Below are 22,744 nucleotides of genomic sequence, written 5' to 3'. Positions count from 1 at the left end.
TGCCGCTCTCGCACTACTTTCCGTTCCCCTTCCGGCACTTGCAAGGAGCCGCCCCATGACACGCATGCAGCAATTCCAGTCGGTTATCGATGCCTGGAAACGCAAGGATATCAAGGCCGTGCTCGGCGCAATGACCGACGACGTGGTCTGGCACTACGCCGCCGCGATCGCACCGCCTGCCCGCGGCAAGGCCGAAGCCCGCGCCTTCATCGAAGCCTTCGGTGCCAATATCAGCGAAGTGCGTTGGCGCATCTTCCACCATTCGGAAACCGCCGACCGCCTGTTCGTTGAAGGGGTGGATGACTATACCAGCCTCGACGGAATCGACATCGCAGCCCCCTATGCGGGCGTGATCGAGTTCCGCGGCGACAAGATCAGCGGCTGGCGCGACTATGTCGACCGGGGAACGATCGATCGTCAGAAGGCCGGGGAAGGCTGGCCAGAACATGTCCGCGAACTGGTCGGGCGGCCCGCGCAGTGACCCGGGACGATATCATCGCGGCACCCGCGAACTGGCGCGATGCGCCCTTCCGCCACGCCGAATTCCTCCCCGTCGACCTCGATATATCTGAGGATGAGGCCGGGGTTATCCGGCTGAAGACACGCCAGAAACTGGACATGATCGACGGCAATCTGGCGCGAGCGTTTCTTGCCACGGCGGCGAAATTGCAGGACGCGCCCGCGCTGGCCGAACGTGGTGCCGATGGCGAATGGAACTATGCTTCCTTTTCCGACATGGCCTCCCATGTTCGCTCGGCTGCGCAATGGATGCTCGACAATCTGCCGCGCGGATCGGTGCTGGTTGTAATGGCGGAGAACAGCATTGCAGTCGCAGCACTCAGCTATGCTGCCTTTGCGACCGGCACGATCCTGTGCCCTGTCAGCCCTGCCTACGGCCTCGCGGGTGGCGATCATGCCCGGTTGAACCATGTTTTCGCCAAGGTCGATCCAGCGGCGATCTATTGCGATTCGCTGAAACCCTATGCCGCTGCCCTCGAGGCTGTCGGCGGCGATGTCGCGATCATTGCGCAAGAGCCGGAAGTGTTCGGGGGTGACGCGACCGCGCTCGACACGCTCTTCGCTACCGAGACTACCCCCGCAGTCGACCAGGCGATCGAGGACATCGATCCCTCGGTACCCGCGCAATATATGATGACTTCCGGCTCGACCGGGTTGCCCAAGGTGGTGGTCCAGTCGCTCGACGCGCTCGCCGCGAACACGGCGCAAGGCGTCGGACTGATCGGCCGCGCAGCGGGCTGGGACGACATCATGCTCGATTGGTTGCCTTGGCACCACGCAGCGGGTGCCAGCGTGCTGCGGGCTGGCTTTATCCTCGGCGGCACGCTGCATATCGATGCGGGCAAGCCGGCGCCGGGCCTGTTCGAGAAAAGCATCGCCAATCTGCGCGACAAGAGCGTGCCCTATTTCAACAACGTTCCGCTGGGCTATGCGATGCTGGTCGAGGCGATGGAGGGCGACCCGCAATTGCGCGACACATTCTTCAGGGACATGCGCCTGATGCTCTATGGCGGGGCAGGTTTGCCGCAGCACGTCTACGATCGGCTGCAGCAACACGCGGTCGCGGCAACGGGCCACCGCATTCATATGACGACGGGCTATGGCATGACCGAGACCGTATCGGGGTGCTGCGCCATCCATTTCGAAACCGACAAGGTCGGGATCGGCCTGCCGGGGCCCGGGGTCGAAATGAAACTGGTGCCGACCGGCGAACGCTACGAAGCGCGGTTGCGCGGGCCGATGCTGATGCAGGGCTATCTGGACGAGCCCGAGAAGACCGCCGCCGCCTTCGACGAGGAAGGGTATTATCGCACGGGCGATCTGGTGGTGTTCCACGATCGCGACGATCCCGCGCAAGGCCTTGCCTTCGCCGGGCGCATGGCGGAGGAGTTCAAGCTGTCGAACGGCACCTGGGTCTATGGCGGCCAGATGCGCGACAAATTGCTCAAGGCGCTGAACGAAGAACTGGCGGAGATCGTCCTTGCGGATGATGGTGCTCCGTTTCTCGGTCTCCTCGCATGGCCGAAGCCCGGTACCTCGCTCGACGCGATCGCTGCCAAGCTGGCGGAATTCAACGAGGGTCAGCGAGGCGGATCCGCCAAGATCAGGCGCGTGACCCTGCTCGAGACGCCTCCCACCGCCGATGCCAACGAAATCTCCGACAAGGGGACGATCAATCGGCGTGCGGTGCTCGACAACCGCAAATCACAGGTGGACGCATTGTTCGCCGACGAACCGCCCGCGAGTGTGCGGGCAATCTGAATCATTTCGGGGGAATCGATGTCGGTCTGGAGCCTTTTGGCAATTAATGCGGCCGTGCTTGTCACGTGCTTTCTGACGCTGTGGGCCATCTGCCTGCGAACACGAGACGTAACTTCGGTCGACAGCTTCTGGGGCTTCGGCATGGTGGTAGTGGCGGTGACCAGCTATCTGCTCGCCACCGGCCATCCCGACCGCAAGCTTCTGATCCTCGTCCTCGCGTCGATCTGGGGCGTGCGGCTCGGCAGCTACATGCTCTGGCGGTGGCGCGATCACGGGTCCGATCGGCGCTATGTCGCGATGCTGGGCAAGGCGCAGGAACGGCGCGGCTGGTCCTTTGCCAAGGCAAGCATGCTGCTGGTCTTCGCAACACAGGCGCCGCTGCTCTTCGTGGTCTGCCTGCCCGCACAGCTCGGACAGGTCGATGCAGCCCCGCCGCTTGGGGCGCTGGCCGTAGCCGGTGCTTGCCTCAGCCTGTTCGGGACGTTGTTCGAGACGGTCGGCGACCTGCAGCTCGTACGGTTCAAGCGCAATCCGGAGAACCAGGGGCAAGTGATGGATCGCGGGCTGTGGCGCTACACCCGTCACCCCAATTACTTCGGTGATGCCTGTGCATGGTGGGGCATCTGGCTGGTCGCCGCCGAAACATCGACCGGCCTGTGGAGTGTCGTCGGGCCGATGCTGCTGACCTGGACCCTGGCAAAGTGGTCTGGCGCGCCAACCATCGAAGGCAAGATGACGCGAACCAAGCCGGGCTATGCGGATTATGTCGCGCGCACATCGGGCTTCGTCCCGTGGTTCCACAAACGCGCCTGACCGCCTTGCAGCAGCCAAAGAAAACGCCCCGGTCGCTCAAGCGCGGCCGGGGCGTTTTGCTTCGCCTTCGAGGCGTTCGGGTCAGCGTCCGAATTCGCGCAACTGCGCTCCCTTGGCACTGTCGAGATACTCGTCGAGCCGCTTGATCTTGCCGCCTTCCATCGTGACGACGACGCAGGCATCCATTGCCCATTTCTTGCCATCGGGCAGCGTCGCCGAGAGCACATGTTGCTGGACGAAGCCGTTGGGGATCACTTCGCGGCGCTGCACGGTATACGTGCGGTCAGGCAGCGTTTCGACGAACCATTTGAGAACGGCGATATTCTCGTCGACCGACTGCTCCTTGCCGTCGGTGTTGTGCCAGATCACGCCGTCGGTCGCGTAGCAGGCGCGCATCGCTTCGGCATCGCCGCGCTGCACGGTGTCGACGAAATGGGTGGCAAACTGTTCGATTTCCTTAGGTGTCATTCTTGTCTCCAAATGCTGCAAGGCGGCGGCACGCGGCTGTCCACCCCGTTTCGAGTTCGTCTACGATACGGGCCAGCGGGGCGATTTCGCTGACCGCATGCAGGCCTTGCCCGGCCGCCCACAGATCGCGCCATTTCTTTGCGGGATCGCCGCCGTAATCGCGCGTGGCCGACTTGCCGAGATCGTCGGGATCGTACCCGGCGCTGGCAAGCGAGGCCTTCAGCCAGCTCGCGGGTGTGCCGGTAATCGCCGCGCTGACGACGAGGTCGGCCGCGCGCGCATCGACCACCATCTGCTTGTAGGCAGGATCGGCGAGGCTTTCCTCGGCGGCGATGAACCGTGTGCCGAGATAGACGAGATCGGCTCCCGCCGCGACGGCACCGGCCACGCCCGCACCATCGGCAATCGCTCCGCCGACGCAGATCACCCCGTCGAAGAACTGCCGTAGCGAGGATATGAAGGCGAAGGGCGAGAGCGAGCCGGTATGACCACCGGCCCCGCTGGCCACGGCCACCAGGCCGTCCGCGCCGGCAGCAGCGGCTTTGCGGCCGAGCCTTTCGTCTACCACATCGGCGAGAACGATGCCGCCGTAATCGTGGACTAGGTCGATCGCCGGGGCAGGGCTGCCAAGCGCGGTGATGACGATCGGTGGCTTGTGCTTGGCCACCAGCGCGAGGTCGTCGGCCAGTCGCGCGTTCGATGAATGGGTCACCAGATTGGCCGCCCAGGTGCCCGGCGCATCGGCCGTTTCCTGCGCAATCTGCTCCATCCAGCGGTCGAGCTCGTCGGCGGTGCGGCAATTGGGGGTGGGGAAGGCACCCGCGATCCCCGAGCGCGCGGCGGCGATCACCATATCGGGACCGCTGACGAGGAACATCGGCGCTGCCATCACCGGGAGGCGCAGCTTGCGCAAGTCGGCGCGGCTCACGCGAGGCGCTCCACCACCATGGCCGCGCCCACGCCCTGTGCGCCGGTACTGACGACCAGTCCGTAACGCCCCTGTGCCGCGTCGAGAACGTCGAGCAAGGTCGAGGTAAGGATTGCGCCGGTAGCGCCCATCGGGTGGCCCTTGGCGAGGTGCCCACCCGACACGTTAACCCGTTCGGGATCGACCGGGTAATCACGCAGGAACTTGGCAATCGTGACCGCGAAAGCTTCCATGAATTCGATGCGGTCCATGTCGGACAGCGTTAGGCCTGCGCGTTCGAGTGCCTTTTCCATCGCAGTGAAGCCTGCGGTCAGCGATGCCCGCGGATCGCCTCCGGCTTCGGCAAAACCCACGATCCGTGCGCGCGCATTGTGTGGATCGCTCGACAAGAGGGCCAGTGCAGCGCCATCGACCATCGGCGGTGCATGCGCGACCGTGTGCGAATGCACCGCGGTGCGTTGCAGCGCATCGGCATATTCGCGGCCCCACTCGCCGAATGCGGGCGGTAGCGCAGCGAGCTTCTCGATCGTCGTCGGGCGCACGGCCTCGTCGCGGTCCAGCCCGTTCAATGCGATCCGGCTGGCATTTAAGGAGGGATGCGCCTCTGCGGAGGCGGCCAAACGCTGCGAACGTTCCGCGGCACTGTCCATGGCCTCGCGGGCAACACGTTCGTCTTCGGCTAGAAGATCGGCCGCCAGACCTACGGGAATATAGCGGCGCAGCGGTGGGAGGTCGGCAGCCGTATAATAGTCGGCGCGATCCGCCATGAAGGGCACGCGGCTCATCATCTCGACCCCGCCTGCGAGCGCTTCACGTGCCTGCCCTGCCGCGATCGCATTGGCGGCGAGCCCGATTGCCGAAAGACCCGAGGCGCAGAAGTTGTTGAGCGAGTGGACCACGCATCCGTCGCCCAGTCCGGCGTACATCTTCGCGACCATGGCCGGGTGGCCGCCCTGCTCGCCGATCTGCCCGACCGCGCCCAGCGTGAACTGGTCGACGCTGCGCGGATCGGCCCCGCGGGCTTCGAGACCGTCGACCAGCCCGGTGACCAGTTCGTGTGGTTGCAGCGCGGCGAGGCCGCCATCGGGCCGCGCCTTGCCGCGCGGGGTGCGGACCGCATCGCGGATAAATACACTCATGCTTGCCTCCATGCTGCCGGCGGGTGAAATGCGAACAGTCCCGGCGGTGCGGCAACCACGTGGGGGATGGCGTTGATCGCGACCGCGACCGTCGCATCGGTCAGTGCGCGGCTGGGTGGCTTGCCCGGGTCGGGTTCCTCGATGTCGAGCGACATTCGAATATTCGGACGGCCGTCGATGCGGATCGTCCAGTGCCCCTGCCGTTCGTCGCCGTGCAACGCGGGATCGGCGGTCCACAGGATCGAAAGCAGCAGTTCGGGGCCGAGATCGGTCACCGCGGTCCAGCGCCATTCGGTCGCGGCAACCCGGCCCACCGCAATGGTCCCAGCAGCGGTCGCGATGGGGTGTTCGGCAAGTGTCAGCCGATGGTCGGGTACGATGCGCTCGACCGTCCCGCCCAGTTCGGCGGCGAAGAAATGAAGCACCTCGGAAAACAGCGCGCCATAAAGATCGCCCAGCGGCCCTTCACGAATATCGCTTTCCTGCGGGTCGCTGTTGAGGCCCATGAGGCCGAACACGAATTCGGGGCTTTCCATGGCAGAGGCATCGACGGTCTCGAAGACCGAGAGGCGGGTGAGGTCGTGGCTCATCGCGGTTGCTGCCAACGCGATCCGTTCGACCACCGATCCCGGGTTCACGCCCACCCCGGCGAGCGTCGCGCCCCCGCGCAGCGCCGCGTCCCTAAGGCGGCTTGCATATTCGTCCCCATGCGCGTCGGGCCAGTGGAAGCCGGCGATCGAAACCACGTTCTTGCCGGATTCGAGCAGCGCGGCGACGTCTTCGACCAAGGCATCGTAGGGCAGCGTTATGCGCGGACAGTGCACCACGACATCGGCGTCGAGCGCGAGGATGGCCGCGCGATCATCGGTCGCCAGCACCCCCGTGTCCGCGCGGCGGGCGAGCGTTCCCGCGTCAATCCCCGCTTTGCCGCTGCCGTAAACATAGGTCCCGGCGAGCGTCAGTTCCCGTGCGTCGATGATCCTGCGCAGGGCCGTGCGGCCCATAGATCCGGTCGCCCACTGGATTACCCGCATGTTCGATTTCTCCCCAAGTCGAGCCATGCCTAGACAATCGTGCGGGATATGTCAGTATATTTATGAAAGTTGAAAACAGAGAGGATTCGCGCATGTTCCTGACCCCGGCAGATCGGGTACGAGAGTTCGAGGAACGCGACTGGTGGCGAGGCGAGAGTGTCGATGCCCTGACCCAGCGGGCCGTCTCGCAGGGTGGTAGCTCAGAAGCGCTGGTGGATCCGTTCAACCGCAAATCGCTGGATGGCCGCGATCCCGAAAGGCTCACTTGGGAAGCGCTGGACGAGCGGGTTGACCGGCTAGCCAGCGTTCTGTTGTCCGAAGGCTTGCGCAAGGACGATATCGTGCTTGCGCAACTGCCCAATACGATCGACGCGGTGCTGCTTTTCCTCGCCTGCGCACGACTGGGCGCCGTGCTGTCCCCGGTCGCGATGCCCTATCGCGCGCATGAGCTGGAATTCATCGTCGACAAGCTTGCGCCACGCTTCTTCGTGACGGTCGCGGCCTTCGCCGGGTTCGACCATGCGGAGCAGGGCCGTGCGATAGCAGCAACGCCCGGCGGCCCCCAACTGTTGCTGTTCGCCGAAGGGGCGGACGGGCTTTACGAACGCGCGGCGACCGCCGAACCCGCGCGGACATGGGGCCACGCGGCCGCAAATCCGGTGGCCGGCGGCGAGGTGCTGACGGTCTGCTGGACCAGTGGAACCGAGTCGCGGCCCAAGGGCGTGCCACGCGATCACAATCACTGGATTCTCAATGGCGAAGTCGTGGCGGATGGCACTGGCGCGCGCGACGGCGATATCCTGCTCAATCCCTTCCCGCTGGTGAACATCGGCTCGATAGGGGGGCTGGTGATGCCCTGGCTCCTGCTTGCTACCAAGCTGGTCCTGCACCATCCGTTCGATCTCGGCGTCTTCCTGAAGCAGATCGAGAATGAGGACGTCAGCTACACGATCGCGCCGCCCGCCGTGCTGACCGCCTTGCTCAAACAGCCCGAAATCCTCGACGGCGTGGACATATCGACGCTGCACACGGTCTCTTCGGGCTCGGCACCGTTGTCGCCTTGGCTGATAGAAGGCTGGGCGAAGCGCGGGATCGAGATCACCAATGTGTTCGGTTCGAACGAGGGCGCGGGCCTGTTCTCGAGTGCGGACAGCGTTCCCGACTATGGCAACAGGGCACGCTTTTTCCCGCGGTTCGGTGCAACGGGCCAGCAATGGCGTGCGCGAAGCCACGAGGTTTCGACATCGAGGCTGGTCGATCCCGAAACCGGTGCCGAGATCGTCGAACCCGGAAAACCGGGCGAGTTGCGCCTTGGCGGCGCGAGCATTTTCAGCGGTTATTGGCAATCGCCGGAACTGACCAAGGCCGCGTTCGACGAGCAGGGCCATTTCCGCACCGGAGACCTGTTCGAAATCGCGGAAGACGAGCGTTTCTATCGCTTCGTCGGACGATCGAAGGAAATCATCGTCCGCGGCGGGATCAATATTTCCCCGGCCGAGATCGACGATTTGCTGGCGGGGCTCCCGGTGGCGGTGGAAGCCGCCACGGTGGGTGTGCCCGATGACCGGCTGGGCGAACGCATCGCGGTCGCGCTGGTGGCAAAGGATGGCTGTGCGCCGGAACTGGAAGATGTCACCGAGTGGCTCGCTGAGCGCGATGTGGCGATCTACAAGCGGCCTGAAATGCTGGTGCTGGTCGAAAGCCTGCCGCGCAATCCGATGAACAAGGTGATGCGCAACGAATTGCGCGAAACCGTCATCGGCCAGCTGCCGGGCTGATAATCCCGGCCGGACGCTCCGGCCGGGATTATCAGGAACGCGAGTTCAGGCTGCCGCGGCCCGCCGGCGGTCTTTCGCTTGGTCGAGCAGCACTCGGTCCACCCAGGTCGCATGCGTTCCGCTCGACAGCTTGTGCGGCAGGGCGATGCGGCAAACCGGGCCTTCCTCGAAGCGCTTGCAGTCGATCAGCAGGCATTCGGACGTGCCCTGGTTCTCGTCGATGATGAAGCTCACCAGATAGCCGTCGTCTTCATCGCTGGCGCCGATGCGCGGGGCGAAGGGGGCTTCGGACGCGTAGCGCCCGGGTTCGAGCTTGAGTTCGATTGCCTCGCCTGTCTCGAGATCGTGTTTTACGAACCCTTCGAACAGGAACCAGTCGGGCTTCGCCATGGTCGAGTAGACATAGCGATACTTGCGGCCGGCGAATTGCTGGTTGATCATGCCGAATTCGACGATGCGATCATCGAGCCGTTCCTCGGTGGTGGTGCCGTCCTTTAGGTTGAACCGCCAGCGATGCAGCCGCGATCCCAGCGAGTGCTGGTCGAGATACGCCATCATATGCGCGTGCTCGCCATATTGCTCGAACCCTTCGGGCTTGGGTGTCGGATTGTCCTGGAAGTAGCCGTCGAGGACGACCTCGTCGCCTTCTTCATAGGCGTTGAGCCAGTGCAGGACGTAAGTCGGCTCGGCTTCGAACCAACGGACGTCTTCCGCCGTGCCGTGGCGCGGAATCAGCGCAAAGCGTGACGGGACGCCTTCATGCAGTCGCACTGCGTGCAGATTGCGATGTTTCATCAGTTCCGCGTCCCAGAATACCGGCAGATCATTCAGGATCGACCAGTTCTCGGAGAAACACATGTCGTGCGGCAATCGCGGGCCGGGCAGCTCGATCGGCACGTAGGTGACCAGCTTCCCGTCGGCATCGACCACGCCGTAATGCATGTAGGGCGGGTGCTTGCTGTAGTTGAAGAACATCAGCTCGCCGGTCGCTTCGTCGACCTTGGGGTGCGCCGATATGCCGTCGAGCGGAACCCAGGGTGCGATGCCCTGGTTCTCGAGCGTCTCGGGGTCCAGGACGTAACCCTCGCCGCACTGGTAGAAGGTGGCGATGGCCTTGCCGTTGTGTACCACGACATCGGTGGATGCGGTGTCCTTCAGACCGCCATGCGCGCCGAAGCCCGGCCGCTTGGACACGCCCGGCGGGTCGGCCAGGCCGCCCCACAGCGATTCGCCGGCGATCTGTTCGGCTTCGAATCCGCGGGTCCGGATGAAACGGTTGCGGTAGGTCGCCTTGCCGCCGCTGAACGCGATCTGGTGGATCATCCCGTCGCCGTCGAACGGATGGTGCCGTCCCAGCGGCTGGTGCGCCGGGTTCTCGGTGTTGCGCAGGTAGATACCATCGATGTCGGTGGGGATCGAACCTTCCAGCACCTCCAGTTCGAAGGCGTCCACCTCTTCGTGCTGCGGCGTCCACGGGCCGCTCAGATAAGGGTGGTTGGACGGCTTCAGGCTCGTCTTGACCGGTGGCAATTTATCGACGCGCATCAATGTCTCGCTTTGTCTTGCAACAGGACTGCCGGGCTCTCTCCATCCCGGCTCGGCACCGACCATACGGTGCTTAGGTATTAATTTGCAAGTTTAATGGAGTAGCGGGTCCACGCGCTCTTGACTGCGCAGAGATCGGCGTCCAACGTTGCTTGCATAAACAAACCCAAGGGAGTGGAATATGCGCAAGGGGCTTATCCTTTTCGGTCTCGCCATGCTGCCGGCAACGGCGGTCGGTGCTGTCGAACCCGCGGTCCACGCCGACCAGAGGGAGGGCACCGTGGAAAATTCGACCGAACACAACATCGCTGTGGTAAAACAGATGATTGCCGCCTGGGAGGAGCGCGACGCAGATGCGATCGCGGAGATGTTTACCGAGGACGGCGTACTCCATTCCGTGATGATCGATCCCATCAATGGGCGCGAGGCGATCCGCCCGCGCATGGCTTTCCTTGTCGACAACGCCAGCGAGATGAAACTCAACGTGCGCAATTGGGCGGTGACCGGCAACACCGTCTTCATCGAGCGCGAGGATGAGTTCGTCTTCAAGGGCCATGCCGGTAAGGTACCGGTGGTCGGCGTGCTGGTGATCGAGGGCGACAAGGTCGCCGAGTGGCGCGAATATTACGACCGCGCCGAATTGCTCGAGGCCATGGGGGTCGAAGGCGATTTCTGACATCGCGCTTCCGGCGTCCCGCGCGATCCGGACGCCGCTCGCCTCGTGGCTCACGCTCGCCGCTCTTTTCGTCGCCTATATCTGCTCGTTCATCGACCGAATGATCGTTGGCCTGCTGGTCGACCAGATCAAGGCCGACCTCGACATTACCGATACGCAGGTCAGCCTCATTCAGGGGCTCAGCTTCGCGATCTTCTTCACGCTCGCCTCGATCCCGATCGGGCGGCTGATAGACCGGGTGCATCGCACCAAGGCGGTTGCGGCCGGAATAACCGCCTGGAGTCTGGCAACGGTTGCCTGCGGACAAGCGTCGAGCTTCATCGGCCTGTTCATCGCGCGCATGGGCGTCGGCGTCGGCGAGGCGGTGCTATCGCCCGCGGCCTATTCGATCATCGCCGACAGTTTTCCACGACGCCGACTGGGGCTGGCGATGGGCATATTCGGCCTCGGCAGCGCCACCGGCGCCGGGCTTGCCTTCATGATCGGCGGGGCGGTGGTCGCGCTGGTGGCACAAGCGGACACGATGGTGCTGCCGCTGTTCGGCGAGGTCCGCCCGTGGCAATTCGCTTTCATCATCGCCGGCCTGCCCGGATTGCTGATTGCGCTGGCTTTCCTCTTCATTCCGGATCCGCGCCCGCTCGAACAGCAGCACACCGGACAGCCCGTGTCCAAGGCGGAGGCGCTGCCATGGTCGGCGGTGCGCGCCGAGCTGCGTAGCAAGTCGCGCTTCTACTGGTCGGTGTTTGGCGGAGTTGCCGCGGTCAACCTGTCGGTGCTCGGCACGGTGAACTGGCTGCCTGCCATGTATATGCGTGGTTTCGGGACCGATCTTTCGACGACGGGCTATATTGCGGGAGCGATGCTGATCGCCGGCGGCGTGCTGGGCATGGTCGGGGGCGGGGCGGTGATGGATCGCATCGGAGGCGGGGTCCCTTCCGCGCGGCTGCGCTTCTGCGCAATGGCCGTCGGGCTGGCGGCCATCCCTGCTATGGCGTTCCCGCTGGTGCCTGATATCTGGCTAGCTGGCCTGTTGTTCGTCGCCTTTTTTACTGCCGCTGCCGCCGTGGTGAGCGCCGCGCCCAGCGTGCTGCAGGAGATTGCCCCCGCGGGCATGCGCGCGACGATTGCCGCGGCCTATGTCTTCGTCATCAATGCCGTGGGCATCGGGCTGGGGCCAAGCGTAACCGCAGCGCTCGCCGATGCATTCTTCGCAGGTGGGGATGGTATTCGCAATGCAATGGCGATTGTCGCACCGTTCGGCTATGCAATTGGTGCTGCGTTGTTCTTCGTGGCGGCAAGACATGCTAACCCACGGTCCCAATGAATGCTCCAAATCTGATTCGAACCTGTTCGATATGGCGTAGCCTCGAAGTAGTCGGCGACACCCCGACGCTGCTTATTCTCGAAGCCAGCTGGTTCGGGGAACGGCGCTTCGAGGGCTTTCGCCAGCGCACGGGGCTGCTCAAGGCGCTGCTCAGCTCGCGGCTCAAGAAGCTGGTTGCGGCCGGGCTCATGAAGACCCGCCAGTACAGCGACGCCCCGCCGCGCTCGGAATATGTGCTCACCGAGAAGGGGCGCGATGTCTACTGGACCTCGCTGATGATGCTGCGCTGGGAAACCGAGTGGGCGAAGTCGGGCAAGATCTCGGTCAAGCTGACGCACAAGACCTGCGGCAAGGTGTTTACCCCCGAACCCGTCTGCGGCAGCTGCGGCGCGACGATCAGCGCGTTCGACGTCGAGTGGCGCGAAGGGCCCGGCTTGGGCCTGATGGCGCCGGTGTACAGCCGCCGGCGTCAGCAGCGCGCATCGTCCGAACCGGCCACGTCGCTGATGGACGAGGCGGCGCAGCTGATGGGCGACCGCTGGGCGAGCCTGATCATGCGGTCGATCTTCACCAATCTCAACCATTTCGACGAGATCCGCCAGGACACCGCCATGGCGACGAATATCCTCGCAGAACGGTTGCGCTGGCTGGAATCGATCGGGGTCATTCGCCAGCAGGCGGATCCCGAGGCACCTTCGCGTTCGCAATACCGGCTGACGCGCAAGGGCGTGGAATATTACCCGGTGCTGCTGATGCTGATGATCTGGGGCGATCGCTATTATGCCTCGCCCGAGGGCGCCCCGGTCGTGCTCTTCCACAAGAGCTGCGGCAAGGCACTCGATCCGCAGGTCGTGTGCTCGTGCTGTCACGAACCGATCAGGCCGCAGGACGTGACCTTCGAACTCGATGAGGGCGCTGCCTGATTTAAGCTTTCATTATCGAACCTACCCGTCTAGCCTTGTCGGTATGACAGGCAGAATTGCAATAGTGACGGGAGCCGGCAACGGCCTGGGGGCCGCCTTTGCGGAGGCGCTGGCGGCCAAGGGTATCGCGGTTGTGGTCAACAACCGCCGGCACGCGGATCGTCCGTTCACGCCCGATGAAGTGGTGCGCCGGATCGCTGATGCGGGCGGCACGGCCATGACCGACGGGAATGCGGTAGATGCCCCCGGGGCGGCCGAGCGTATCGTGGCTTCCGCGATCGATCGCTGGGGGCGGCTCGACGCGCTGGTGCTCAACGCTGGCATCAGCGGCCCCGCGGTCAAGGTCGGCGCTGGCGACACGCAGCTCGAGCAGGTGCTGGCGATCAATCTTACCGCCAACCATCGCCTTGTCGAAGCCGCACTGCCCCACCTGCGCCGGTCGCCTGCGGGACGGATCGTGTTCGTTTCGTCGACCGGCGGGCTGCACGGCGTGCGCGGGCGCAGTGCCTATGCAGCTTCGAAAGGCGCGCTCAACGGCTATGCGCTGAGCCTCGCTGCCGAATTGCGGCGCGATGCGATCGGCGTGAATGTCATTGCGCCATACGCCGCCACGAAAATGACGGCCCAACCGGGCCAGGAGCCGGATCCCTTGCTCGTACCCGAAGGCGCCGCAGAAGCGTGTGCCTGGCTGGCGAGCGCGGAATGCGATCGCTCGGGCGAAATCTGGGTCGCAGGCGCCGGGCATGTGCGTGCCGCGCGGGCGATGGAAAGCGCGACCATGCGTTTCTCGCCCGACGCTCCCTCCGCGCTCGCCGCAATGCCGGAACCACGCGGATATCAAGGTGGCGAGGCCGCCTTTGCCGATTTCTATCAGGATATCACGGGAGAGTAGGATGAAGGTCGAAAATTGTGTTGCGCTGGTCACCGGGGGGAACCGGGGAATCGGCGAAGGCTTCGTGCAGGAGCTGCTCGCGCATGGCGCAAGCAAGGTCTATGTCGCCGCGCGACGCATGGCCGATGCCGAAGCCGCGGCTGCGGCGGATGACCGGCTTGTGCCGATCGAACTCGATGTCACCAGTCCCGAACAGGTCGCGGCGGCCGCGGGGCAATGCACCGACCTCACGCTGCTCGTGAACAATGCCGGGGCATTCAATTTAGGCAACACGCTGCTGACTGCGGAAGACGAAGCCGACATCCTTCAGACCATGGAGGTCAACTATCTCGGGCCCGTGCGGATGATCCGCGCCTTTGCGCCGGTACTGAAGGCCAATGGCGGCGGGGCGGTAGTCAACGTCCTTTCGGCAGGCGGCATCGTGCCGGTACCGTCGATGGGCGGATACAGCCCGTCGAAATTCGCCATGCGTGCGGCGGGCGATTGCCTTCGGCCCGAACTGGCGCTGCAGGGGACCACGCTGCATTCGCTGATCGTCGGGTCGGTCGACACACGCATGGCCGCGCATGTCACCTGGGTCGAAAAATCGACCCCGCGCGACATTGGCAAGGCGGGCATCGTGGCGGTCGAGCACAATATCGAGGAACACGACACCGATCCGCATGCGGTCTCGGTACGCGCTTTCCTCGCGCGCGACCCGGCCACGCTCAAGGCCTCGATGGCCGCCGGGCTGCGCAATCCCGACGGGAGGCGCTGACATGGCCCACGCCAATACGATCGAGACGATGCTCGCTCGCCAGGATATTTCGGATTGTATCATGCGTTATGCGCGCGGGATCGACCGGGGTGACGAGGCGCTGCTTCTGAGTTGCTATTGGGAGGATGCCATCGAAGTGCATGGCCCCGCCTATAATGGACCGGCGGTGCCGTATCTGAAAGAAGCGGCCGGCCGGATGCGCCAGAACCAGCCGGTGATGCAGCACTTCATCGGCAATGTGCACATCGAATTCGACGGGTCGGACACCGCCTTTGTCGAAACCTACATCCTCACTTTCGCGCGCTTTCCCAAAGACGGGGTGGAGTTCGACACGCTGACGGGCGCACGCGCATTCGACCGGTTCGAGCGGCGCGAGGGTGAATGGCGGATCGCGCATCGGCGTGCCGTGTTCGACTGGAACCGCGACGCGCCGGCATCCGAGACCTGGTGCCTCGGCGCATTCGATACCGCGCATCCGGATATGGTGATGGGTCGCAAGGCACCCGAAGATCTGACATATCAGCGCGGCTGATCACCCGGTTACGCCTAATGGGAAAAGGGCCCGCAGTCGTCGCGACTACGGGCCCTTTTCTATGGGGTGGCGCGGGCATGAAGAGGATTGCCCGCGCCTTGGGGTAACCGACGGTCAGAAGTTGATCGAAATCTCCGCACCATAGGTGCGCGGTGCGCCGAGGCGCGAGGTTTCATCGCCGAAGAAGGCGATCGCATTCGTGCGGTAGAGCTTGTCGGTCAGGTTCCGGCCCCAGATCGAGAAGGTGAGATCGGGGTTGGGGCTGATCGAGATGCGACCGTCGAGCAGGCCGTAGCCGTCTTCGTTCGCGGAGCCTTCGGGGTTCCAGCTCATGCCACCCTGTTCGCTGTAGCTGAGATTGGCCGAGAAGCCGTCGGTCCAACTGCCCAGATCGGTGGTGTAACGTGCCGAGACGTTGAACTGGTAATCGGGCGTGCGCTGGAGGAACTTGCCGTCATTGACGTTGCCCACCGAGTCGGTGAACTCGATATATTCGGTGTCCAGCAATGTCAGGCCACCGCTCAGCAGCAGGCCGGAGAAGGGCAGCACCTGCAACTCCGCCTCGATGCCCTTGATCTTCGCATCGGCAGCATTGTCGGTGATGTTGCACAGGCAGACATCCGAGGTCTGCGTGACCTGCAGATCCTTGTAGCGCATGGAGAAGCCGGCGATGTTCAGCCGCGCGGCGCGGTTGAACAGTTCGAACTTGCCGCCAATCTCGATGTTGTCGACCGTTTCGGGGTCGTAGCTGCTCTGCGCGGCGAGCGGGTTGGCCGGATCGTCCTCGAAACCGCCGCCCTTGAAGCCGGTCGAGAAAGTCCCGTAGAGCAGGATGTTGTCATTCGGCTTGAACTCCGCGGTGATCTGCGGGGTCAGTTCTTCCCAGCTGTCCGAATAGGACGTGGTGTAGCCGCCGCCTTCGGGATAGGTCGGCGACAGCGGCGAAGACGGAACCGGATCGTTCGGCGTGAAGCGATCGCCCGTCTCGAGCGCCAGCCCGCGAACGACGCCGCTCTTCTCGTCACGTGAGTAACGGACCCCACCGACCACGCGGAATTTCTCGCTGAAGCGATAGCCGAGCTGGCCAAAGATGGCGAAAGCCTCGTTGGTGCCCTCGTTGAACCATGCGGACTGGCCGTTCAGCGTGGGGATCGCGGGGACGGCGATCTCGAACGAGATAATGTCGTCCTTGCTCACTTCGTCGTGCTGGTAATAGCCGCCGATGATGAAGTCGAAGCCGCGTTCATCCTGTTCGGACGAGACCAACCGCAGTTCCTGCGTAAACTGGTTGATTTCCTCGCGCTCGCGCACCGGCGAACGGAACAGCAGCGGGAGGGTAATGCCAAAGGGATTGCTCGGCCCGATCCCGGTCTGGTCGTAGACGCTGTACGCTTCGCCCTCGCGATAGCCGGTCACGCTCGTCAGCGTGGCGAAGCCGTAATCGTAGGACATGTTGAGCGCGAGCCCGAAGGCTTCGCGGTGAAGCTGCTGCGGGGTCGGCGCCACGTCGCCCTTGTAGGTCTGGTAATCGGGCAGGCTTTCTCGCACGTCGAGACCCTCGGGACGCAGTGCTGCAACCTGGGCCCGTGCGGTGCTCCACGGACCGGCGCCGGCGGCAGGACCGTCGAACACGACCGAGTGGAACCCGTTGGAATCGTCATTGGTGTAATCGGCGATGACGACCGCGGCGAAGTCGGAATCGAGCGGCTCGAAGGACACCTGTCCGCGCAGCTGGATGCTGTCGACATTGTCGAGATCGACATCGTGCACGATGTCCTGATTGAAGCCGTCGCGGTTGCGCACCTGAAATGCAAGGCGGGCGGCGACCGCTTCGGACAGCGGCCCGGTCACATGGCCGCGCACCAGCTTTTCGTCGTAATTGCCATAGGAAGCGGTCAGGCTGCCGCCATAGGAAAATTCGGGACGCGCGCTGTAGATGCTAATCGCGCCGCCGACCACGTTCTTGCCCAGCAGCACGCCTTGCGGACCGCGGATCACTTCGACGCGGTCGACATCGAACAGGTCGAAATTGAACAGGCCCGAACGCCCCACGTAGACGTCATCGACGAAAATCCCGACCGATTGGTCGGCAGAGGGCGAGTCGAGGCGGGTATTGGTGATCCCGCGAATATTGAATTCCTGGTCGAGCGGCGACAGCGCGGTAAAGGACAGCGAGGTTGCCTGCCCTGCGAGATCCTCGAACGAGAGTGTCCGGTTTTCCTCCAGCGCATCACCCGAAAAGGCCGAGATCGCGGCCGAAGTATCCTGGACCGATGCCTCGCGGCGTTGCGCGGTGACGACAATTGTCGTCAGCTGGTTTTCGTTGTTTTGCGAAGCGGCGCTCTCGTCACCCTCCGCATCCTGCGCTTGCGCGGGGCTGGCTGCTGCCATCGCGGCCACCAATGCGAGAGTGCTGCATTTCGATGCCCAAGTCATTCCGATCTCCCTCCAGTCGCAGTCTTCCACTGCTGTGATCCCGAGGTAGCCACACGTAGTGGGTTCGTCAATGCAAGTTGGATCGAGAGACTTCGTTCCGGTTCGAGGATACGGTTCGCTCTACCGGTTAAGTGACAGATATAACGCGATTATACGGGAGGAGGAAATTTCGTTGGCGTCATGCGTCTGGGTGTGAACGTGGTCGTGCGACACTGATGGCGCAGGCAAATATTGACTTGCAAAACGAAACCTAACGCTACGTTTGGCGCAAGCTTTCAGCCGGAGCGCCCGCGCGTCGGCAATCGCACATTCGCTGTGAACGGAACTGGTGGGCGGCCGGATACTCGCGACCGCAGCGTCGCTTACCCGCGACCGCGATAGGAAGCGACGCCCTGATCGGGCAGCCACAGGCCTTCGGGGGGGGGGCCGCTCTGCCAGAACACGTCGATCGGGATCCCGCCGCGCGGATACCAATAACCGCCGATTCGCAGCCAGCGGGGCTTCATCTCGTCGAACAGTCGCTGGCCGATTCCCACTGTTACATCCTCATGGAAGCCGCAATGATTGCGGAAAGAGCCAAGGAACAGCTTGAGGCTTTTCGATTCGACGATGGTTTCGCCGGGTGCGTAGTCGATGACCACATGCGCGAAATCGGGCTGCCCGGTAACGGGGCAGAGCGACGTGAATTCGGGTGCGGCGAAGCGCACCATATAGAGCTGCTCTGCGCGTGGGTTGGGCACATAGTCGAGCTCGGCTTCTTCGGGTGAAGCGGGCAGCGCGGTATTGGCGCCGAGAAACTTGGGGGCAGGTGTGTCGCTCATGCCGCGCTCCTGCCGCGAAGCGTCGCGCGGCGCAAGCCGGGGCTTTAAAGCGCACGCTTCAGTACCTATTCAGCGCCGCTCCGCACTGTGGCGGTGCACTGCCCACGAAACGACCCGCAATGTCCTTTGCTTTCCGTATCTTCCCGGCCGCCGTGACGGCGCTCCTGCCCGCCGCGGCACTGGCGCAGTCGGTCAATGATTTCTCGCTCGAGCCCGCGCCCACACCAAGCGCGACGCCGCAGGCGCAGGGGCCTGCCGATACGCGCAGCGGGATCGAGATCAGGCCGCGAGCGGTAAACACGCCTGCACCCACTCCATCGACCGCCAATACGCCGACCCCGACCCCGACGCCAACTGCCGATTCGCTGCGTCCTGAACCACGGTCGGTGCAGCCCGAACCCCGCGCGGTTCCGTTGCCGACGGTAACGCCGCGCGCGATCGAGACCGCCCCCGTATCGCCGCCAGTGCCTTCGCCGACGCCGTCGCAAGCACAGCCGGGCGATACGTCCGTGCCATCCGTGGCGCAGCCCGATCCCGCTGTCCCCGCGAGCGACGCTGCGGGCCCGGGTTCGGACGAGAGCGCAGTTGCTCCCGTGCGATGGCCCTGGCTGGCGGGTGCGGCGGCGTTGCTTGCCCTTTCGGGTGCGGGCCTCCTGCTATGGCGCCGGCGGCGGAGCGTCGTGGTGCCCGAGATAGAACGCCCGGTGGTGGCCGGTGCTGGCCCCGCGCAGGCACTGCCGCTGGCCGAGGTGGTTCAGATCCGGGTGGAGAACGAGAAGCTTATTCGCAGCGCGGCCTATGCCACGCTCAAATACAGCGTCACGCTGATCAACCGCACCGATGCTGCTTTGACCGAACTCGCAATCGGGCTCGATCTGGTATCGGCGCATGCAGAGGCGCCGATGGAAGATCAGGTCGCAACGCTGCAAAGCGTGCTCGAGCAGCGGCACGATGTCGCGCGCCTCTCGCCGCGCCAGAGCATGACGCTGACTGGGCAGGTACAGATGCCGCTGGCGACAGCGCATGTCATCCGCCAGGGCCGTTTTCCGCTGCTGGTGCCGCTGCTTCGCCTGCGGATCGATCGTGCCGAGAGCGATGCGGTGGTGAAGACCTATGTGGTCGGACAGGGGACGCCGGAGGGCGGGCGCCTGCAGCCTTTCCGGCTGGACGAGGGACCGCGCAGCTACGCTCCCATCGCGCAGCGCGAGATCGCTTAGCTCGACTTCACCCGACCGGCCCGCTAACCGAAGCGGGATGGACAGTCTCGTTTCGACCCAATGGCTTGCCGATGCGCTCGCTGCCGATGATCTGGTCGTGCTCGATGCCTCGCTGCATCTGCCGGACAGTCCGCGCAAATCGGCGCAGGAATTTGCCGAGGCGCATATCCCGGGTGCGCGGTTTCTCGACTTGGCGAGCTTCGTCGATACGGCTTCACCCGTTCCCAAGGCCTTGCCCACGGCGGAACATTTCGCCGCCCGGCTGGGGCAGCTGGGGATCGGGGCGGACAGCCGGGTGGTCCTGTATGACGACAGCCAGATCAGAAGCGCGGCGCGCGCCTGGTTCATCTTCCGCCTTTACGGTTTTGCCCAAGTTGCGATCCTCGATGGCGGGCTGGGCAAGTGGAAGGCGGAGGATCGTCCTCTGGCCAGCGGGGGCGCGAATGCCAGCCCGGCCGATTTCCCCGTCACCGGCCCCGCCGGCGTGGTTCGATCCAAGCAGCAGATGCTCGTCAATTGCACCAGCGGGCGCGAGCAAGTGGTGGACGCGCGCGATGCCGCACGCTTCGCAGGCGAGGAAGGCAGCGGCTCACAGGGGCATATCCCCGGTGCCAGAAGCGTCCATTTCGCGCGCCTTTTCGCCGATGACGGAACCTATCTCGCGCCGCAGGACATCGCGGCCATCTTCGCGGAAAGCGGGGTCGATGCCGGAAGGCCGGTGGTCACGAGCTGCAACAGCGGCATGACCGCCGCAGTCCTTGCCTTCGCCCTCCATCTGGCAGGTCGCGACGATGTTGCGCTCTACGATGGCAGCTGGCTCGAGTGGAGCAGCGATCCGGATACGCCCAAGCAACGGGGGATGGCAGGGTAGCAATGGCCGGCAAGGACGATCCAACCCTCCGAAGCGATACCCGTCTGGTGACCAGCGGACGCTCGGGCGCTTTTGCCGAAGCGGTGGTCAATCCGCCCGTCTGGCGCGCGAGCACGCATCTCTATGCCAGCTGCGCCGAATTGCGCGAACGCAAGGCGGACAACCGCGACGGGCAATTCTTCTACGGTCGCCGCGGGGCGCCCACCCAATGGGCGCTGAGCGAGGCGCTGACCGCGCTCGAACCAGGGGCTGCGGGCACCGTGCTCTATCCCAGCGGACTTGCCGCATTGTCGGCCGCGTTGCTGGCGGTGCTGCGTAGCGGCGATGTCCTGCTCGTCGCCGACAATGCCTACGATCCTACGCGTAGCGTCGCCACGGGCCTGCTCAAGGGGTTCGGCATAGAGCATCGCTTCTTCGATCCGCTAGATCTCGAAGCCTATGAGGCTGCCTTCTGCGACAGGACCCGCGCGGTCATGCTCGAGGTGCCCGGCAGTCTCACCATGGAAGTGTGCGACATCCCGGCTCTGGCGCGGATCGCGCGCGAGAAAGGCGCTGTCAGCCTCGTCGACAACACCTGGGCCACGGCGCTTGGCTTTCCGGCACTGGAACGCGGCTGTGACATCGCCATCACCGCGCTGACCAAGCACGTCGGCGGGCATTCGGACGTGATGATGGGCGCGGCGAGCGCGGGCGAGCGCTGGTATCGCCGTCTGCGTCTGGGCGCGCAGCAACTTGGTCATGTCGTTTCGCCCGATGATGCCGCGCTCGTCCTGCGCGGACTGCGCACCATGGGCGTCCGGCTCGAACGCGAGACCGCAAGCGCGCTCGCCATCGCCGGCTGGTTGGCCGAGCGCGAGGAGGTTGCGCATGTCCTGTCGCCGCTGCTCCCCGGAACGCCCGGCCACGCCCTCTGGCAGCGGGATTTCAACGGCGGCTCCGGCCTGTTCAGCTTCGTGTTGCGCGGCGGGGACGACGCGGCACGCTGTCGACTGGTCGACCGACTGGACCTGTTCGGCATCGGGTACAGTTGGGGCGGGTTCGAAAGCCTCGCGCTGCCTTTCGATGTCGAACCGGTGCGCAGCCAGATGGCTTGGCCCAAACCGGACTGGGGGGTTGAGGATCGCCATGCCATCCGGCTATCGATCGGACTGGAAGACAAGGACGATCTGATCGCCGACCTCGAGCGCGGGTTCGCGGCATTCAACGAAGGATGAACGTGCAGGGCCCGACACCCCCGACCGCAGAGCCGACCACCGAGGCAGCGCCCGTCGAACCGGCGTGGAGCCTTGCAGAACCGGTCGAGGAAGAGAGCTCGGTGGCGGCGGCGGAAGGGGCCAAGGAAGCGCTCAGTTCGCAGAGTGAAACCGTCGGCTCGGTCATCGATACGGTCGACAAGGTGGCGCTTTCGCTGGGCGATTTCCGCATTTCGTTGTTCGACGTGCTGATCGTCAGTGCGGTGATCATCGGGGTTCTCGTATTCGCGTGGTTCGCCAGCCGCATGGCACGCCGGCTGGTCAAGCGCATGACCCGGCTCGACGATGCGCAACAATTGCTCGTCGAGAAGATCGTCACGATCATCGTGTGGGCCGCGGCCTTCTTCATCGGCATCGACCTGCTGGGGATCGACCTGACCGCGCTGGCGGTGTTCTCGGGTGCATTCGGCCTGGCGATCGGTTTCGGTCTGCAGAAGACTTTCGGCAATCTGATCGCGGGGATCATCCTGCTCATGGACCGCTCGATCAAGCCGGGCGACGTCATTGCGGTCGCCGATCTCGCGGGCAACGAAAGCTTCGGCCAGATCCGCAAGATCGGCATCCGGGCGGTTTCGGTGACCACGCGCGACCAGCGCGAATATCTGATCCCGAACGAAAACCTGATGATCAACCAGGTCGAGAACTGGTCCTATTCATCGAAAAACGTGCGCATGCAGGTGCCCGTCGGCGTCAGCTACGAGGCCGACATGAAACTTGCCGAGGAACTGATGCTCGAAGCCGCGCGCAGTTCCGACCGTGTGCTCAGCGCCCCGCCGCCGACCGTGTGGATGAGCGAATATGGCGACAATTCGGTCAATTTCGTGATCCACTGCTGGATCAAGGATCCCGAAGAAGGCGTCGGCAACGTACGCAGCGCCGTGCTCAAGAAGCTGTGGTGGCTGTTCAAGGACAACGGGATCGAAATTCCCTTTCCGCAGCGTGACATCCACCTGCGCGGAAGCGACCAGCTCGAACGGCTGGTCGAACTGCTTGCCGAGCGCCGCGAGCCGCGATCGGGCGCGAAAGATTAGTTTTCCGCGCGCACAGCGGCGGTTTC

General features: G+C 64.2%; 21 protein-coding genes. 14 read left to right on the top strand and 7 right to left on the bottom strand.

Features of this window, described 5'->3' with window-relative positions:
* Window positions 1-55: 55 nt before the first annotated feature.
* From FHS69_RS13020 to FHS69_RS13010, 3 genes are read left to right on the top strand one after another with little or no spacing between them, the layout of a single operon-like run.
* Window positions 56-481, top strand: coding sequence for a nuclear transport factor 2 family protein (locus tag FHS69_RS13020; protein ID WP_166778047.1), 426 nt, complete (start codon window positions 56-58; stop codon window positions 479-481).
* On the top strand, window positions 478-2,280 hold the full coding sequence (locus tag FHS69_RS13015) for an AMP-binding protein (RefSeq protein WP_341801795.1): 1,803 nt from the start codon (window positions 478-480) through the stop codon (window positions 2,278-2,280). Before FHS69_RS13020 ends, FHS69_RS13015 begins: the two co-directional genes overlap by 4 nt.
* Before the next feature lie 54 nt (window positions 2,281-2,334).
* Window positions 2,335-3,093, top strand: coding sequence for a DUF1295 domain-containing protein (locus tag FHS69_RS13010; protein ID WP_341801794.1), 759 nt, complete (start codon window positions 2,335-2,337; stop codon window positions 3,091-3,093).
* 81 nt (window positions 3,094-3,174) lie between these two features.
* On the opposite strand, the gene FHS69_RS13005 is transcribed toward FHS69_RS13010, so the two are convergent.
* Genes FHS69_RS13005 through FHS69_RS12990 form a run of 4 tightly spaced genes read right to left on the bottom strand, consistent with a single transcriptional unit; the run spans window position 3,175 to window position 6,632 of the window.
* Window positions 3,175-3,561, bottom strand: coding sequence for a nuclear transport factor 2 family protein (locus FHS69_RS13005; RefSeq protein ID WP_166778045.1), 387 nt, complete (start codon window positions 3,559-3,561; stop codon window positions 3,175-3,177).
* Entirely contained in the window at window positions 3,551-4,489 is a 939-nt protein-coding gene (locus FHS69_RS13000; protein ID WP_341801793.1) for an NAD(P)H-dependent flavin oxidoreductase, read from the bottom strand. The genes FHS69_RS13005 and FHS69_RS13000 overlap by 11 nt, the downstream gene beginning before the upstream one ends.
* Window positions 4,486-5,628: an acetyl-CoA C-acyltransferase gene (locus FHS69_RS12995; protein ID WP_166778044.1), complete on the bottom strand. Its 1,143-nt coding sequence runs from the start codon at window positions 5,626-5,628 to the stop codon at window positions 4,486-4,488. Before FHS69_RS12995 ends, FHS69_RS13000 begins: the two co-directional genes overlap by 4 nt.
* Window positions 5,625-6,632 (bottom strand): NAD(P)H-dependent amine dehydrogenase family protein, encoded by a 1,008-nt coding sequence (locus FHS69_RS12990; RefSeq protein ID WP_166778043.1) that lies wholly within the window; start codon window positions 6,630-6,632, stop codon window positions 5,625-5,627. Before FHS69_RS12990 ends, FHS69_RS12995 begins: the two co-directional genes overlap by 4 nt.
* A 122-nt stretch (window positions 6,633-6,754) precedes the next feature.
* Here FHS69_RS12990 and FHS69_RS12985 point away from each other — a divergent pair, with 122 nt between their 5' ends.
* Entirely contained in the window at window positions 6,755-8,440 is a 1,686-nt protein-coding gene (locus FHS69_RS12985; RefSeq protein WP_166778042.1) for a class I adenylate-forming enzyme family protein, read from the top strand.
* A gap of 45 nt (window positions 8,441-8,485) precedes the next feature.
* On the opposite strand, the gene FHS69_RS12980 is transcribed toward FHS69_RS12985, so the two are convergent.
* Window positions 8,486-9,985, bottom strand: a complete 1,500-nt coding sequence (locus FHS69_RS12980) for a carotenoid oxygenase family protein (protein ID WP_166778041.1) — start codon at window positions 9,983-9,985, stop codon at window positions 8,486-8,488.
* A gap of 181 nt (window positions 9,986-10,166) precedes the next feature.
* Here FHS69_RS12980 and FHS69_RS12975 point away from each other — a divergent pair, with 181 nt between their 5' ends.
* Genes FHS69_RS12975 through FHS69_RS12950 form a run of 6 tightly spaced genes read left to right on the top strand, consistent with a single transcriptional unit; the run spans window position 10,167 to window position 15,089 of the window.
* On the top strand, window positions 10,167-10,661 hold the full coding sequence (locus FHS69_RS12975; protein ID WP_208380354.1) for an SgcJ/EcaC family oxidoreductase: 495 nt from the start codon (window positions 10,167-10,169) through the stop codon (window positions 10,659-10,661).
* Window positions 10,609-11,985 carry an MFS transporter gene (locus FHS69_RS12970; protein ID WP_341801801.1) on the top strand — a complete coding sequence of 459 codons (1,377 nt, stop codon included), beginning with the start codon at window positions 10,609-10,611 and terminating at the stop codon, window positions 11,983-11,985. Before FHS69_RS12975 ends, FHS69_RS12970 begins: the two co-directional genes overlap by 53 nt.
* Window positions 11,982-12,908: a winged helix-turn-helix transcriptional regulator gene (locus FHS69_RS12965; protein ID WP_166778039.1), complete on the top strand. Its 927-nt coding sequence runs from the start codon at window positions 11,982-11,984 to the stop codon at window positions 12,906-12,908. Before FHS69_RS12970 ends, FHS69_RS12965 begins: the two co-directional genes overlap by 4 nt.
* Before the next feature lie 43 nt (window positions 12,909-12,951).
* Window positions 12,952-13,800, top strand: coding sequence for an SDR family NAD(P)-dependent oxidoreductase (locus tag FHS69_RS12960; protein WP_166778038.1), 849 nt, complete (start codon window positions 12,952-12,954; stop codon window positions 13,798-13,800).
* Window position 13,801: 1 nt separating this feature from the next.
* Entirely contained in the window at window positions 13,802-14,557 is a 756-nt protein-coding gene (locus tag FHS69_RS12955; protein WP_166778037.1) for an SDR family NAD(P)-dependent oxidoreductase, read from the top strand.
* 1 nt (window position 14,558) lies between these two features.
* Window positions 14,559-15,089 carry a nuclear transport factor 2 family protein gene (locus tag FHS69_RS12950; RefSeq protein WP_166778036.1) on the top strand — a complete coding sequence of 177 codons (531 nt, stop codon included), beginning with the start codon at window positions 14,559-14,561 and terminating at the stop codon, window positions 15,087-15,089.
* Window positions 15,090-15,203: 114 nt separating this feature from the next.
* Here FHS69_RS12950 and FHS69_RS12945 read toward each other — a convergent pair whose 3' ends face one another.
* Window positions 15,204-17,525 (bottom strand): TonB-dependent receptor, encoded by a 2,322-nt coding sequence (locus tag FHS69_RS12945; protein ID WP_166778035.1) that lies wholly within the window; start codon window positions 17,523-17,525, stop codon window positions 15,204-15,206.
* Window positions 17,526-17,887: 362 nt separating this feature from the next.
* Window positions 17,888-18,346 carry a preQ(1) synthase gene (gene queF, locus FHS69_RS12940; RefSeq protein WP_067500809.1) on the bottom strand — a complete coding sequence of 153 codons (459 nt, stop codon included), beginning with the start codon at window positions 18,344-18,346 and terminating at the stop codon, window positions 17,888-17,890.
* A gap of 152 nt (window positions 18,347-18,498) precedes the next feature.
* Here queF and FHS69_RS12935 point away from each other — a divergent pair, with 152 nt between their 5' ends.
* Genes FHS69_RS12935 through FHS69_RS12920 form a run of 4 tightly spaced genes read left to right on the top strand, consistent with a single transcriptional unit; the run spans window position 18,499 to window position 22,718 of the window.
* On the top strand, window positions 18,499-19,563 hold the full coding sequence (locus FHS69_RS12935) for a hypothetical protein (RefSeq protein WP_166778034.1): 1,065 nt from the start codon (window positions 18,499-18,501) through the stop codon (window positions 19,561-19,563).
* A 37-nt stretch (window positions 19,564-19,600) separates the two neighbouring features.
* The gene (locus tag FHS69_RS12930) at window positions 19,601-20,434 is read left to right on the top strand and encodes a sulfurtransferase (protein ID WP_166778033.1); all 834 of its coding nucleotides are present in this window, start codon (window positions 19,601-19,603) and stop codon (window positions 20,432-20,434) included.
* A gap of 2 nt (window positions 20,435-20,436) precedes the next feature.
* Window positions 20,437-21,648, top strand: a complete 1,212-nt coding sequence (gene metC, locus FHS69_RS12925; RefSeq protein WP_166778032.1) for a cystathionine beta-lyase — start codon at window positions 20,437-20,439, stop codon at window positions 21,646-21,648.
* Window positions 21,645-22,718: a mechanosensitive ion channel family protein gene (locus FHS69_RS12920; RefSeq protein ID WP_166778031.1), complete on the top strand. Its 1,074-nt coding sequence runs from the start codon at window positions 21,645-21,647 to the stop codon at window positions 22,716-22,718. Before metC ends, FHS69_RS12920 begins: the two co-directional genes overlap by 4 nt.
* The last annotated feature ends 26 nt before the right edge of the window (window positions 22,719-22,744 follow it).

The sequence above is a fragment of the Qipengyuania flava genome (assembly GCF_011762005.1).
GTDB classification, from domain to species: Bacteria; Pseudomonadota; Alphaproteobacteria; order Sphingomonadales; family Sphingomonadaceae; genus Qipengyuania; species Qipengyuania flava.
Note: the sequence above shows the minus strand (reverse complement) of the source record. Positions and strands in the feature narration are given on the sequence as shown.

Bases quoted from the DNA above. Each gene is read 5' to 3' on its own strand.
- metC (WP_166778032.1), top strand. From the start codon at position 20,437: ATGGCCGGCAAGGACGATCCAACCCTCCGAAGCGATACCCGTCTGGTG.
- FHS69_RS12995 (WP_166778044.1), bottom strand. From the start codon at position 5,628: ATGAGTGTATTTATCCGCGATGCGGTCCGCACCCCGCGCGGCAAGGCG.
- FHS69_RS12975 (WP_208380354.1), top strand. From the start codon at position 10,167: ATGCGCAAGGGGCTTATCCTTTTCGGTCTCGCCATGCTGCCGGCAACG.
- FHS69_RS12960 (WP_166778038.1), top strand. From the start codon at position 12,952: ATGACAGGCAGAATTGCAATAGTGACGGGAGCCGGCAACGGCCTGGGG.
- FHS69_RS12930 (WP_166778033.1), top strand. From the start codon at position 19,601: ATGGACAGTCTCGTTTCGACCCAATGGCTTGCCGATGCGCTCGCTGCC.
- FHS69_RS12980 (WP_166778041.1), bottom strand. From the start codon at position 9,985: ATGCGCGTCGATAAATTGCCACCGGTCAAGACGAGCCTGAAGCCGTCC.
- FHS69_RS12945 (WP_166778035.1), bottom strand. From the start codon at position 17,525: ATGACTTGGGCATCGAAATGCAGCACTCTCGCATTGGTGGCCGCGATG.
- FHS69_RS12965 (WP_166778039.1), top strand. From the start codon at position 11,982: ATGAATGCTCCAAATCTGATTCGAACCTGTTCGATATGGCGTAGCCTC.
- FHS69_RS12990 (WP_166778043.1), bottom strand. From the start codon at position 6,632: ATGGGCCGCACGGCCCTGCGCAGGATCATCGACGCACGGGAACTGACG.
- FHS69_RS12955 (WP_166778037.1), top strand. From the start codon at position 13,802: ATGAAGGTCGAAAATTGTGTTGCGCTGGTCACCGGGGGGAACCGGGGA.
- FHS69_RS12950 (WP_166778036.1), top strand. From the start codon at position 14,559: ATGGCCCACGCCAATACGATCGAGACGATGCTCGCTCGCCAGGATATT.
- FHS69_RS13005 (WP_166778045.1), bottom strand. From the start codon at position 3,561: ATGACACCTAAGGAAATCGAACAGTTTGCCACCCATTTCGTCGACACC.
- FHS69_RS13020 (WP_166778047.1), top strand. From the start codon at position 56: ATGACACGCATGCAGCAATTCCAGTCGGTTATCGATGCCTGGAAACGC.
- queF (WP_067500809.1), bottom strand. From the start codon at position 18,346: ATGAGCGACACACCTGCCCCCAAGTTTCTCGGCGCCAATACCGCGCTG.
- FHS69_RS12920 (WP_166778031.1), top strand. From the start codon at position 21,645: ATGAACGTGCAGGGCCCGACACCCCCGACCGCAGAGCCGACCACCGAG.
- FHS69_RS12985 (WP_166778042.1), top strand. From the start codon at position 6,755: ATGTTCCTGACCCCGGCAGATCGGGTACGAGAGTTCGAGGAACGCGAC.